Here is a 535-nt window from a genome sequence, read left to right on the forward strand (position 1 = left end):
CGCATGGCCATGTCCGAACGCGCGACCTGTCTGCGCCGGATGCATGCCGCACTGGATGCGCGCAGACAGCAGATCGCGGCGCTGATCATCGCGGAAGTCGGCTGTTCGCAGGGCATCACCCAGGGCATGCAGGTCGCCAATCCGCTCGACCATCTGCTGGCCGCCGTCGAACATTCGACGCGCGACGACAGCGTCCGCCTGCCCATCGACATCACCCCCGATCCCTTCAACCTCGACGGGCCGAAGAAAATAGGCGGGACCACCGTGGTTCGCGAGCCGGTGGGCGTCGTCGCAGCCATCACCGGCTATAATTTCCCCTTTCTCATCAATCTGGCGAAGATCGTTCCCGCGTTGCTCGCCGGCAATACGATGGTGCTGAAGCCGTCGCCCTTCACGCCCTTTTCCGCGCTGTTGTTTGGGGAGATCGCCGAAGAGATCGGCCTGCCCAAAGGCGTGCTGAACATCGTGACCGGTGGACCGGAGGTTGGCACGACCCTGACCAGCGATCCGCGCGTCGACCTCGTCACCTTCACGG

The 535-nt window shown here is 64.1% G+C and carries 1 protein-coding gene; it reads left to right on the forward strand.

Going from position 1 to position 535, the window contains the following annotated elements; all coding sequences use genetic code 11:
• Positions 1-535 (forward strand): aldehyde dehydrogenase family protein (locus ACFC3J_RS21215; RefSeq protein WP_375197969.1); only part of this gene is annotated, 535 nt, incomplete at both ends.

It is taken from the genome of Sphingobium sp. (assembly GCF_041987595.1).
GTDB lineage: Bacteria > Pseudomonadota > Alphaproteobacteria > Sphingomonadales > Sphingomonadaceae > Sphingobium.